We start from the raw sequence: 12,706 nt of genomic DNA on the forward strand, positions 1-12,706 counted from the left end.
ATACAGGGTCTAGAAAAGCAGGTATCAAACCGATACGCTTAAATTTTAGGCGAAAAAAAATATATAAATTTCAATGACATGCCGAAATAACGGATGTGTCCGGAAGATAACTCTCTGTTTTTGAGGGTTTTTCCGGGATACTCGGGCGCATGGGCGGTCCACTTAATAAGTTCCAGGTTCCGGCCGCCCTGCCGGGTACACGGGTCCCGGCATAACCAAAATTATTGGAGGAACGTTATGACAACGAAAATTGTCATTGGACTGGACGGGACAGAAACCGGAGAACGCGCCATCGCCTTTGCCAAAGATCTGGCTGGCCGAATTGGCACGTGTGAATTGCTGGTTGTTTATGTCATCGAATGGTCCCCATTTACTTTTCAGACCCCTGAAGAGAACGCATTGCGGCACAAGCGGCGAGAAGAAGAAATCGAACTTGCGACGAACCGGATTGTTACCCCGGCTGTCGAAGCCCTGACCGCAGATGGTTACACAGTGCAGGGCATCGTGCGTCATGGCGACGTGGCTGAAACTCTGAACGCAATCACCGTCGAGAATGGCGGTTCGCAGATCATCGTCGGGCGCGCCTCGGCCGATGGTTTCAAGAAACGCTTGTTTGGCAGCTCGACCCAAAATCTGGTCATGCACGCCGATGTGCCAGTCACTGTTGTGAACTGACAGGAGGGATGAGAATGACTATGTTGAAACATCTCTGGCTGGCTGTAATTGCCGCCTTGATCGCCGCACCGGCAATGGCGCAAGACGCGCCTGGACTGGACGACAAGATCAATCAGGCATTTGCCGATTTCACCGGGCCATTTGTCAGCTTTATCTTTGCTCCGTTTCCGGGAACCAGTTTCCCGTGGATCGTGGGTTGGTTGGTCGTCGCGGCGACTGTCTTTACGCTGTACTTTGCCTTTGTGCAGCTCAGGTTCTTTGGCCATGCGATCAGCCTTGTCAAAGGTGACTACTCCGACCCCAACGATGCGGGTGAGGTCAGCCACTTTCAGGCTCTGGCCACGGCGCTGTCGGGTACGGTTGGCCTAGGAAACATCGCCGGTGTGGCGGTTGCTGTCGGCATTGGCGGACCGGGTGCCACCTTCTGGATGATTGTCGCGGGCCTTCTGGGCATGGCGTCGAAATTCACCGAATGTACGTTGGGCGTGAAATACCGCAACGAATACGAAGATGGCACCGTTTCCGGTGGCCCAATGTACTATATGTCCAAGGGCTTTGACGAGCTGGGCCTGCCTGGAGGCAAGATTCTGGCCGTCCTGTTCTCGATCTTCTGTATTCTGGGCGCGCTGGGCGGGGGCAATATGTTCCAGGCCAATCAGGCTCACCAACAGATTGCGGGCATCACGGGCGACTATCCCGGATGGATCACAGGGGTTGTCTTTGCAATCATCGTGTTCCTTGTCATTGTGGGCGGCCTGAAATCCATCGCACGGGTGACCGAAAAGGTCGTTCCGTTCATGGGCATCCTGTATGTGGCCGCGGCATTGGTGATTATCATCATGAATGCTGATCAAATCGGCTGGGCGTTCGGCCAGATTTTCGCAGGTGCCTTCACCGGCCTCGGCGTCGCTGGTGGTATGGTCGGGGCACTGATCCAGGGCTTCCGGCGTGCCGCGTTTTCGAACGAAGCGGGCGTGGGTTCTGCGGCGATTGCGCACTCGGCTGTTCGGACCAAAGAGCCGATCACCGAAGGGTTCGTTTCGTTGCTTGAGCCGTTCATCGACACGGTTGTGATCTGTACGATGACTGCGCTGGTGATCATCATCACCCAGCAGCTGATCGTCGATCCGGAAACCGGCAATTACATGCTGAACGAAGCGGGCAATGCTATTGCGACTGTTGATGGCAACTCGGGCGTCAGCCTGACCTCGGCAGCCTTTGGTAGTGCCTTCAGCTGGTTCCCATATGTACTGGCGATTGCGGTGGTCTTGTTTGCCTTCTCAACCATGATCAGCTGGTCCTACTATGGCCTCAAGGCCTGGACTTACCTGTTCGGGGAAGGCCACGCCAAGGAGCTGGTGTTCAAGGTCATCTTCTGCATCTTCGTTGTTATCGGCGCGGCGGCCAATCTTGGCCCTGTCATCGACTTCTCGGATGCGGCAATCTTTGCGATGGCGGTCGTGAACGTGTTTGCGCTCTACTTCCTGATGAAGGTGGTGCGTGAAGAACTGGCCAGCTATGCGAGTCGACTAAAGACTGGCGAAATCCGCAAATTCGAACACTAAATCAAACCACCGGGGCGGCCTTTGTCGCCCCGGTGCCTGATCAGCCTGTAAAAAGCGCAGATTCTGGTCCAAACCCCCTTGCCAGTATAGTCGAACTTGCGTAAACGGCGCTTCTGATCGCGTGACCGGCCGAGATGGCATGCCGAGTCGCGTCTGAAACCGAACCCCGAAAGGAGACGGAAATGCCTAAGATGAAGACAAAGTCGAGCGCCAAAAAGCGCTTTAAGGTGACTGCGACCGGTAAGGTCCTTGCTGGCCAAGCCGGTAAACGTCACGGCATGATCAAGCGGACCAAGAAATTCATCCGCGACGCCCGTGGCAACACCACCCTGTCCGCCCCCGACGCCAAGATCGTCAAGGGCTACATGCCCTACGACCGCTAAGAGGAGATTAAGAGATGTCCCGCGTTAAAGGTGGAACCGTAACTCACGCCCGTCACAAGAAGGTTATCAAGGCCGCCAAAGGTTATTATGGCCGCCGCAAGAGCACCTTCAAGGTTGCCCGTCAGGCCGTCGACAAGGCGAACCAGTATGCAACCCGCGACCGTAAGAACCGCAAGCGCAACTTCCGCGCGCTGTGGATCCAGCGTATCAACGCTGCTGTCCGTTCGCATGACGAAGCACTGACATATTCCCGCTTCATCAACGGCCTGACCTTGGCCGGTATCGAAGTGGACCGCAAAGTTCTGGCCGACCTGGCCGTGCACGAACCGGAAGCGTTCGGCACGATCGTCGCCCAAGCTCAGGCTGCTCTGGCTGCCTGATCCTCTGAAAAGAGACAGTGAAAGAAGGGCCGTCCCGTTTGGGGCGGCCTTTTTTGTGATAATGGACGGATCAATTGTCCGCATTTAGCCCAATTAGGTGCTTCAAGTTAGAATTCGACTTTGATAACCGGAAGATATAATGAGTATCGATCTGATATATGATTTGACGCGAGTCGAAGCTGAGAAGCTCAGTTCTTCCATTCAAAACGAATACTGGGGGAAGAATTTAACTAAAGAACAAATCCGCGCATCTTTCCAATTTTCGTCCTGTGTCACTGCGGTGAGGGCAGGACAGCAACTAGGTTTTGCCAGGGCCGTTTCCGACCGTGTTACCTGCTCGCATATTAAAGATTTTCTGGTGTTCCCGGAATATCGAGGTCAGGGGGTCGGCCAGCGCCTGATGCGGGGTTTGTTAGACCACCCCGACCTGCAAGATGTCGGAGCTTGGTATTTGGGCACCAAAGATGCACACGACTTTTACAGGCCGTTCGGCTTCAAGAACTCACCGGACGGTATTTACATGTATTTGCGCCGAGGTTGATCTCTGGTCCCCGCGAATTTGATCCAAGAAGTTACTTTGAGTCATCCTTCTTCACCAACTGCGCCGCAAAGGACACGCCCGTTCCCGGCCCGGCATAGGTGACCATTATCACCTCATCCAGATAGACTCCGTTAAAAATACCAGATGAAACATCGTCGCCCGATATCCCGGCCTCAGCCAGAACAAAGCGGGTGGGATCGTCCAGGCTGAAGGTGCCCATTGCTTCTTCGACGATCCAATCTTTGTCCCCGATGCGCCGCCAGCGATTGGTGGCGGTGATAAGATTGCCGTCCAGTTTGGTGATCTCCAGCTCCATCTCGGTTTTCAGCAGGCCTTTTGCGTGGTTCGGATTCGATTTGGCGAAGGCCACCAGATAGGTGCCGTGCCAGGAGCCGACGATCTGGGGAAAGCCGCTGCCTTCATTGGCGCTGGAAGGGGTGGCGACCGCAAGGATGGCCACGGCGGCGAGGCTTCGGATGAGCTTGAGTACCATTGGACACGTCTCCTGCATGGGGTGTGATAACCACAGGGTACTTGAGTTGGCGCATTTGACAAACCCGCGTGGGTAAACACAAAAAAACCGGCGCGGTGGGCGCGCCGGTTTAAGTTCATCTGCCGTGATTGCGTGAGTGGTGGCAGATGTTTTCAGTTACGTTCAGCCGAATACACGACCCAGTGCGCCGTCGACCGCATCAGTGATCTGGTCGATGTCGTCTGCGGTTGCAATCAGAGCAGGCGAGAAGCACAGCGTGTTGTTGCGGCTGGGGATCGAACGGTTGGTGGCACCGATGATGACGCCCTGCGCCATACAGTCGGCAACGACCGCCTGAACCTTTTTCTCGTCCATGGGCTCTTTGGTGGCACGATCTGCGACCAGTTCAGCACCCAGGAACAGACCCTTGCCGCGCACGTCGCCGATGACTTCGTGCTTTTCCATCAGCGCCTGCAGGTTGCCCAACATCCGGTTGCCCATATCAATGCAGTTCTGCAGCAGGTTCTCGTCTTCGATGATGCGCATGTTTTCGATTGCCGCAGCTGGACCGGCGGTGCAGCCACCAAATGTCGAGATGTCGCGGAAATAGCTCATCGGGTCCGACATGTCGTCTTTGAACATGTCAAAGACTTCCTCGGTGGTGACCATTACGGCAATCGCCGCGTAGCCCGAGGCAACGCCTTTCGCCATGGTCACGAAGTCCGGCTTGATGCCGTACTGCTGATAACCGAACCAGGTTCCGGTACGGCCCACGCCGCAGACAACTTCGTCGATATGCAGCAAGATGTCGTACTTTTTGCAGATTTCCTGCACGCGTTCCCAGTAACCTTCGGGCGCTTCGATGACGCCACCACCGGCGGTCACAGGCTCAAGGCACAGGGCACCAACGGTTTCGGGACCTTCGCGCAGGATAACTTCTTCGATCTGATCCGCGGCCCAGACGCCAAAGTTTTCTTCAGGCGCACCGTCCAGCTCGTGCTTGCGGTATTCCATGCAGTGGGGAACGCGGACGAAATCGGGCGCGAACGGACCGTACTGAGCCGTGCGCTCGTCCTGACCGCCTGCAGACATGGTTGCCAGCGTCGAGCCGTGATAGTCGCGGTCACGGTACAGAATCTTAGTTTTCTTGCCGCCGTAGCGCTTGTGCGCGATCTGGCGAACCATCTTGAACACCTTCTCGTTCGCCTCAGAGCCGGAGTTGGTGTAATAGACCCGGCTCATGCCCGGCATTTTTTCAATCAGCATTTTAGCAAAGATCGAACCGGGGATAGACCCTGCGGTATTGGCGAAATAGCACAGCTTCATCAGCTGGTCATGAACCGCCCTACAAATCGATTCGCGGCCATAGCCGACGTTTACGGTCCAGACGCCGCCGGACACAGCATCAAGGTGTTCTTTGCCATTCTGGTCCCAGACGCGCATGCCTTTGCCTTCGACAATGATCTTTGGATCATTGGTTTCCAATGGCTTATGCTGCAGCAGGTGGTGCCAGATATGGGCGCGGTCGGCCTCGACCACGTGGGAGAGATCGTTTTCGTTGAACGTGCCGTCCATGACATGTCCTTTCAGAATGACTGGGGCGCGGGTTGCCAAAAATGGGCTTTCCCGGCTTTGTGTTTCGATGGCTCAGATCACCGCGAAAGCTCTGTCGGAGATAGGGCCAGATTGCACCATCCCGTAATTCCAGTCCATGACCGCGCCGTATTTTTACGGGTTTGTCAGAGGATCAACTTTGTGCTCAATTCGCCGAAATGGACGAGGGAGGGTTAGTAAATGACACAAGCCAGCATCTATGAGCGTCATTTGGACAAGTGCCGGGCAAACTATACTCCGCTGTCACCGCTGAGTTTTATCGAGCGGACGGCGCAGATTTATCCGGATTACCCCTCGGTGGTATTCGGCGCGCGCCGCTATGCATGGGCTGAATCCTATGCCCGCTGTCGTTGTTTGGCAGGCGCATTGTCGGCCCGTGGAATCAGCACGGGCGACACGGTTTCAATCATCGCGGCCAACATTCCGGAAATGTATGAGGCGCATTTTGGCGTGCCGATGGCGGGCGCTGTTCTGAATGCCATCAATACCCGCCTGGACGCGCCGATCATTGCTTTCATTCTGAACCACGCAGAATCCAGGATTTTGCTGGTCGATCCGGAATTCTCTGGCGTGGTGAAAGAGGCGCTGAAACAGGTCGACCACGATATATTGGTTGTCGATATCGAAGACCCAAGCTTTGATGGTGGAGAGAAGCTGGGCAGCCTGACTTATGACGCCTTGCTGGCCGAAGGCGACCCGGATTTCAACTGGTCCTTACCCAAAGATGAGTGGGACGCGATCACGCTGAACTATACTTCTGGTACAACCGGCAATCCGAAAGGTGTCGTGTATCACCACCGGGGGGCTGCGCTGAACGCGCAGTCGGACCTGCTGGACTGGAACATGCCAAAGCACTCGGTCTATTTGTGGACCCTGCCGATGTTCCACTGCAACGGCTGGTGTTTCCCCTGGGCGATTGCCGCCAATGCGGGGGTTTCCGTCTGCCTGCGGGCCGTGCGGGACGAACCGATCTATGCGGCGTTCCGGGATGAGAAAGTCACGCATTTCTGCGGCGCGCCGATCGTTCTGAACATGCTGGCCAACGCGCCTGATCACCTCAAGGATTTCGATCATGAGATCAAGGTGATGACCGCTGGCGCGCCGCCACCCGCTGCGGTGATCGAAAGCATGGAAAACATGGGCGTCGAGGTTACCCATGTCTATGGATTGACCGAGACTTATGGTCCGTCGGTTGTCTGCGCCTGGAAAGACGAGTGGAACGACAAGGGGGCTGAAGACCGCGCCGCGCTGAAGGTCCGTCAGGGTGTGCGCTATACCGCCTTGTCGGGGCTGATGGTTGCGGACCCGGACACGCTGGAACCTGTGCCTGCTGATGGTGAGACGATGGGTGAGATTTTCATGCAGGGCAACGTCGTCATGAAAGGCTACCTCAAGAACGCCGAAGCCACAGATAAGGCGTTCCGGGGTGGATGGTTTGCCTCTGGCGATCTGGGGGTGATGCATCCGGACGGTTACATCGCGCTTAAGGACCGGTCGAAAGACATCATCATTTCGGGGGGTGAGAATATCTCATCCGTCGAGGTTGAGGATATCCTTTACAAGCACCCGGCAGTGATGGAGGCCGCCGTGGTTGCGCGCCCGGATGACAAATGGGGCGAAACGCCCTGTGCATTCATCGAACTTAAGCCAAACGCGCAGGCGAGTGAGGCTGATATCATCGGCTTCTGTCGGGAAAACATGGCCCATTTTAAGGCCCCCAAAACGGTGGTGTTTGGACCTTTACCCAAGACCTCGACTGGCAAGATCCAAAAGTTCAAATTGCGGGATCAGGCAAAGGCGCTGACTTAAGTGCCCACCTTGTCAAAGATCGACAGATCAAGATCCAGAATTTCACCCATCCAGATGGCCCGGTCCCGATGATCCGCCAGATGGTCGCCGGTTTCGGGGTGGGTGAAGATGGTCAGGCCCTGTCGGTTCAGCATTAGCCAAGGCATGACTTGATCGAACGCGTCCGGGCCAAAGCCCAACTGGCAGCTCCATCGCGGGTGGGGGCCTACATTTTTGGCATGCATGTGCCCCATCTGAACGGGAAACAGGGCGGCGACCTCTTCACAGACCTGCTGGGCAATCTCTTGCGTGTTTGCGTCGAAATAGACATGGGCGTGATAGCCGGTGATCTCTGACATTGGGGCCTCTTGCATACGTTTCGAACAAGGTATGGCACTGCAAATGGTATTGCCACTTGCGCCGTCACACAGGCTCTGTGCGCCAGGTCATTCGGGTGCGTGGAGATCTGGGTGGGCTGCGGCAAAGGCGGGATGTTCGGCACAAGCGGCCTCAGCGCTTAGACTGCGCGGCAAGTCCGATAGATCCACGTCCCAACGGCGCGCATTATACATTTGCGGGACCAAGCAAACATCGGCCAGTCCGGGCTTGGCCCCGGTGCAATAGGGCGCTTGTTCAAAACCCTCGAGAAGCGCCTCAAAAGCCAGTAGGCCGGGGAGAATGAAATGGCGCATCCAGATGCCGGGCATTCCGTCAGCACCATCACTCAGCGCGGCCGCATACTGCGCGACGGACAAATTGCAGACCGGATGCACATCAACCGCGATGGATTGCGCCAAAGCCAGCGCATGCGCCCGGGCCGCCGGTTCCGGAGGCAACAGTCCAAGGCCGCGAGTTTGGTCAAGATAGTCGATAATGGCCAGAGATTGCGTCAACCGCAGCCCGTCAATCTCGAGCACGGGGACCAGCCCCTGTGGATTACGCGCCAAGTGGTTGTCGGACCTTTGTTCCCCCGCGGTCAGATCAACCGACACGCCGCGATAGCTGATCCCAGCCAGGTTCAGCGCGATGCGCACCCTGTAGCTGGCCGAAGACCGCCAAAAGTCATACAGCACCACGCCGCTCATCATCGATCTCCTCGGTTCGTCAGGTGTCCTTCAGCGTGGCGGCTTTCAGGGCGCTAGACAATACATTTGCATTGCCGATGTGATTGGCCAGGACCAGAACCAGACGTGCATTCAGGGCGTCGCTGTCGGCTTTGACCAGCCCATCATGCGCCGCCACCAGATCGGCATAGAAACCGTCGGCATTTTCCAGATTGGGGGTGAGGATCAGATCTGTCATGTCGCTTACTCCTTACCGGTTGCCCGGCGGATCGCCTGCCGGAAGGCGTTTTCTTCGAACGTGTCGCGACGGGCTGCAACGTGTTGGTCGGGCCGGATCAGATACACCGCACCCGTGGCATCACCCAGATACCTGCGCTTCAACTCCAAAGACAGGTCATCCTTGACCGACAGAGCCAGCCGCGTCGCCTGCACGCCGCCCTCTTCGATCCTGTCGGGCGCATCCGCATCAATTGTCAGCAACGTGAATTTCCCAGCCAGTTTTGGTAGCAGGAATTCATCGCTCAAAGGTGCGTCCGGGCAAGCGGAACCGGGGCGTGTCAGCTCTGGCCCGTTCAGTGCGTCGGCAGAGTTGAGCGATGATGCGGTATAGGCGCAGGGTGTGCTCAAACGGCCGGAATTGACCAACGGGCGCGCAAACTCATAATGCTCACTGAGGTCCAAAACAGCATCCCGCAACAGGCGCGACATGTCGGATTTGGGCGTGATGAACTCTGTCGATTGCGTGGACGCGCTGATGTTCTCATCAGCAGCCTCGACCCGTTCGCGATTGTAGCTGTCCAGCAAAACCTCGGGCGCATCGCCGTCAATGACCAGCTTCAGCTTCCAGCACAGGTTGTCTGTGTCCTGTATGCCAGAGTTGGCCCCCCGAGCGCCAAATGGGCTGACCTGATGAGCGCTGTCGCCAGCAAACAAAACGCGACCATGACGGAACTGCTCCATCCGACGGCATTGGAACGTGTAGATCGAGACCCATTCAAGTTCGAAATTGATCTCTTCGCCCAGCATCGCCTTGAGCCGGGGGATCACGTTTTCAGGTTGTTTTTCCTGCTCGGGGTCGATGTCCCTGCCCAGTTGCAGGTCGATCCGCCACACGTTGTCGGGTTGTTTGTGCAGTAGGGCAGACTGTCCGCGATTGAACGGCGGGTCGAACCAGAACCAGCGTTCGGTCGGGAAGTCCGCCTGCATCACCACGTCAGCGATCAGAAAGTTGTCTTCGAATACGCGGCCTTCGAAGTCCAGGCCGAGCATGCGGCGGGTGGGCGAGTTCGCACCGTCACAGGCAATCAGCCATTCCGCCTCAACGTTATAGGGGCCTTCAGGAGTTTCGACTTCTAGCTTGACGTGATCGTTGTGGGTACCGACGGCTTCGACCTTGTTCTGGCCGCGAATTTCAATCGGCGCGCCCTCGGCCTGCAATTCCCGCACCCGCTCAACAAGCGCTTTTTCAAAATAGTATTGTTGCAGATTGATGAAGGCGGGGTGCGCATAGCCCGCGTCGGGTTGCAGGTGAAACTCATAAACCTGGCGGTTGTCAAAAAAGACTTTGCCGGCATCCCACAGCACGCCTTTATCGACCAACTTACCCCCGGCGCCCAGACGGTCGGCGATTTCCAGAGATCGCTGTGAAAAGCAGATCGCGCGGCTGCCAAAACTAACCTTGTCATTGTCGTCCAGCACGACGACAGGAACCCCTTTCTGGGCCAGGTCAATGGCTGCGGCCAACCCAACCGGGCCGGCACCAATCACGATAACCTTGTGTCGTACCGAGCTTGCCGTGTCCTGATCCGGGCTGCGTTGATAAGCATAGAGTGGAACTTCGAAAATCTTGTTCATGGGCTCTCCCCCGATACTCAGGCGCCGTGGGCGCACTAGATCCCGCCCTCTGGCACATGTGCGCCAGAAGGCCTTGCCCTATGATTCCACTTATTTCCCCTGTGCAAAACGATCTGGATCAAGTTTGCCCGTCTACTTCAGCCCTGCAGGGCCTCCCACATCTCCAAGTCGCGCTGGGCGGTCCAGATGCGTGGCGTGTCGATGCCGCGTGCTTCGTCATAGGCGCGGGCGACATTGAAGGGCAGGCAATGTTCGTAGATCGCGTAATCCGCGAATTTCGGATCGCACTCTGCGCGCACTGCATCCCATGCCTCTTTCAGAGATCCACCGCGTGCCGCAACTTTCGCAGCAGGGCGATAGGTGCTCTCGACAAAGTCACGGGTGTTTTCGATCGCTGCATTGACCATGTCCTTGCCGACCAGGGCGTTCCCGCGACCCGGTGCAATGGCATCGACGTCGAACCACTTGATTTCATCCAGCGTATCACCCCAATCGCTGAAATGCCCGTCGCCGCAATAGCAGGCCGAGTGGTATTCGACGATGTCACCGGTGAACATGACATTCTGGTCGGGTACGTGAATGACGATATCACCTGCGGTGTGGGCGCGGCCCAAATGCATAAGATCGACCCGACGATTACCCAGATAAACCGTCATCGTGTCACTGAATGTGGTGGTGGGCCAGGTCAGGCTGGGGATGCTTTCATGACCTTCAAACAGGCGGGGGAAACGCTGAAACTCGCTGTCCCAGTCCTCTTGCCCGCGTTCAACGACCATGGCGCGCGCCATGTCGGACATGAGGATCTGTTGCGCACCAAACGCACTGGCACCCAGTACGCGAACCGCGTGATAGTGGGTCAGCGCAACATGCGTGATCGGTTTGTCGGTCACGGATCGCACGCATTCGATCACCTTGTTGGCCAGGCGCGGAGTCGCCTGCGCCTCGACAATCATGACGCTGTCATCGCCGATGATGACGCCGGAATTCGGATCGCCTTCGGCGGTGAAGGCATAAAGGCCCTCGCCTACCTCGGTGAAAGAGATCTTCTTTTCCGACATATCCCCTTGGGACGCGAATGCCTTGGCCATGATGAGTTCCTTATCGGGTGTATGGGTTTTCAAGGGCGGGCAGCAGGGTCCCGACACAGTCGCCAAACCCGATGGTGTAGCCTTTGCCCTTGGCAGCACCTGTCAGGGTCAGTGTGTCCCCGTCCTCGATAAAGGTGCGGGTTTCGCCGGTATCCAGCGTCAGCGGTTCTTTTCCACCCCAGCTGAGTTCCAGCAGCGAGCCCCGCTCTGGTTTTGTTGGACCGGAAATCGTGCCAGACCCAAGCAGGTCGCCCGTGTTCATCGGGCAGCCCGAGGTCGAATGGTGTGCCAGTTGTTGGGCGGCCGAGTAGTACATTTCGTTGTAGTTCGTCCGAGCAATGACTGTGGCGTCCTTGCCGTCGGGCTCCATCGTGACCTCAAGATCAATGTCATACAGCATCGGACCGCAGTCTTTGATGTGATCCAATAACTCGAATTCACGCGCAGGCGTGTCGCAGCGGAAGGGTTCCAGCGCCGCCTTTGTCACAATCCACGGGCTGATCGAAGTGGCTGTGGCTTTGGCTTGAAACGGCCCCAAGGGTTGATATTCCCAGGCCTGAATATCGCGTGCGGACCAATCGTTCAGCAGAACGTAGCCAAAGATGTTGTCGTCGGCCTCCTGAACCGAGATGGGTCCGTCCGAGGGTGTACCTACAATCGCGCCCATCTCAAGCTCGATGTCAAAACGGCGGCTAGGCAGAAAAGCGGGCATGTCATGATCGGGCGACTTGAGCTGGCCCCAAGGCCGACGGATATCGGTGCCCGACACGACAACGGAAGAAGCCCGGCCGTTATACCCGATGGGGATATGCAACCAGTTTGGCGGCAGGGCGTTTTCCGGTCCGCGGAACATGGTGCCGACGTTTTGCGCGTGGTGACGTCCGGCATAGAAATCGGTGTATTCGCTGACCGCAAAAGGCATGTGCATTTCGGCGTCGATCTGGGCAATAAGCAACGGTTCAACCTGCGCCTGTTCCTCTGCACCTTCGGCCAACAATGCGGTCAGGCGGTTGCGCAATGCAGCCCAGACGGCAGGACCTTCCTCCATCAGCGGGTTCCAGAAAGGCAGATCTAAGAGCGGCTCGTCTGCCAGTTCGATCAGGCCCCCTGCCTCAGCTGCGGTGACGTCCAGAATCATGTCGCCAATCGCCACGCCGCACCGCGGATCACCGCCTTCGGTCGAGAAAACGCCGTATGGCAGGTTGTTCAGGGGAAACGGGTGATCGGCCTCATTGGCCGAGGCCACCCAGGATTTCATTAATGGCATGTATTCAAACCTCTT

Annotated in this window: 14 protein-coding genes; 6 read left to right on the plus strand and 8 right to left on the minus strand. The window is 56.9% G+C overall.

From position 1 onward, the window contains the following. Nucleotides 1–237 precede the first annotated feature (237 nt). The 5 genes from QMP16_RS15640 (at nt 238) to QMP16_RS15660 (ending at nt 3,544) form a co-directional block, all read left to right on the plus strand. Complete coding sequence (locus QMP16_RS15640; protein ID WP_058273350.1) at nt 238–675, plus strand: universal stress protein; 438 nt, start codon at nt 238–240, stop codon at nt 673–675. 14 nt (nt 676–689) lie between these two features. Next, nucleotides 690–2,240 carry an alanine/glycine:cation symporter family protein gene (locus QMP16_RS15645; RefSeq protein ID WP_058279006.1) on the plus strand — a complete coding sequence of 517 codons (1,551 nt, stop codon included), beginning with the start codon at nt 690–692 and terminating at the stop codon, nt 2,238–2,240. A 182-nt stretch (nt 2,241–2,422) separates the two neighbouring features. Next, nucleotides 2,423–2,623 (plus strand): 50S ribosomal protein L35, encoded by a 201-nt coding sequence (gene rpmI, locus QMP16_RS15650; protein WP_010443552.1) that lies wholly within the window; start codon nt 2,423–2,425, stop codon nt 2,621–2,623. A 14-nt stretch (nt 2,624–2,637) separates the two neighbouring features. Continuing rightward, entirely contained in the window at nt 2,638–3,003 is a 366-nt protein-coding gene (gene rplT, locus QMP16_RS15655; protein ID WP_058279005.1) for a 50S ribosomal protein L20, read from the plus strand. Nucleotides 3,004–3,142: 139 nt separating this feature from the next. After that, entirely contained in the window at nt 3,143–3,544 is a 402-nt protein-coding gene (locus tag QMP16_RS15660) for a GNAT family N-acetyltransferase (protein WP_282153131.1), read from the plus strand. 31 nt (nt 3,545–3,575) lie between these two features. Here the strand turns inward: QMP16_RS15660 and QMP16_RS15665 are convergent, their stop codons facing one another. Beyond that, the gene (locus QMP16_RS15665) at nt 3,576–4,037 is read right to left on the minus strand and encodes a hypothetical protein (RefSeq protein ID WP_282153132.1); all 462 of its coding nucleotides are present in this window, start codon (nt 4,035–4,037) and stop codon (nt 3,576–3,578) included. A 162-nt stretch (nt 4,038–4,199) separates the two neighbouring features. Further along, nucleotides 4,200–5,591, minus strand: a complete 1,392-nt coding sequence (locus tag QMP16_RS15670) for an aspartate aminotransferase family protein (RefSeq protein WP_282153207.1) — start codon at nt 5,589–5,591, stop codon at nt 4,200–4,202. A 219-nt stretch (nt 5,592–5,810) separates the two neighbouring features. Between QMP16_RS15670 and QMP16_RS15675 the strand changes: the two genes are divergently transcribed. After that, nucleotides 5,811–7,439, plus strand: a complete 1,629-nt coding sequence (locus tag QMP16_RS15675; RefSeq protein WP_282153133.1) for an acyl-CoA synthetase — start codon at nt 5,811–5,813, stop codon at nt 7,437–7,439. Here the strand turns inward: QMP16_RS15675 and QMP16_RS15680 are convergent. The 6 genes from QMP16_RS15680 to fahA form a co-directional block, all read right to left on the minus strand. Further along, nucleotides 7,436–7,777, minus strand: coding sequence for a DOPA 4,5-dioxygenase family protein (locus QMP16_RS15680; protein ID WP_282153134.1), 342 nt, complete (start codon nt 7,775–7,777; stop codon nt 7,436–7,438). The genes QMP16_RS15675 and QMP16_RS15680 overlap by 4 nt on opposite strands. An 87-nt stretch (nt 7,778–7,864) precedes the next feature. Then, nucleotides 7,865–8,503 (minus strand): maleylacetoacetate isomerase, encoded by a 639-nt coding sequence (gene maiA / locus QMP16_RS15685; protein WP_282153135.1) that lies wholly within the window; start codon nt 8,501–8,503, stop codon nt 7,865–7,867. 19 nt (nt 8,504–8,522) lie between these two features. Continuing rightward, the gene (locus tag QMP16_RS15690; RefSeq protein WP_282153136.1) at nt 8,523–8,720 is read right to left on the minus strand and encodes a DUF2783 domain-containing protein; all 198 of its coding nucleotides are present in this window, start codon (nt 8,718–8,720) and stop codon (nt 8,523–8,525) included. 5 nt (nt 8,721–8,725) lie between these two features. Continuing rightward, nucleotides 8,726–10,336, minus strand: coding sequence for an FAD-dependent oxidoreductase (locus QMP16_RS15695; RefSeq protein WP_282153137.1), 1,611 nt, complete (start codon nt 10,334–10,336; stop codon nt 8,726–8,728). A gap of 137 nt (nt 10,337–10,473) precedes the next feature. Continuing rightward, a complete protein-coding gene (locus QMP16_RS15700) occupies nt 10,474–11,424 on the minus strand; it encodes an MBL fold metallo-hydrolase (RefSeq protein ID WP_282153138.1) in 951 nt (316 codons plus the stop codon). Between the two features lie 10 nt (nt 11,425–11,434). Further along, on the minus strand, nt 11,435–12,691 hold the full coding sequence (fahA, locus tag QMP16_RS15705; RefSeq protein WP_282153139.1) for a fumarylacetoacetase: 1,257 nt from the start codon (nt 12,689–12,691) through the stop codon (nt 11,435–11,437). Between the last annotated feature and the right edge of the window lie 15 nt (nt 12,692–12,706).

The sequence above is a fragment of the Ruegeria atlantica genome (genome assembly GCF_947495585.1).
GTDB lineage: Bacteria > Pseudomonadota > Alphaproteobacteria > Rhodobacterales > Rhodobacteraceae > Ruegeria > Ruegeria atlantica_G.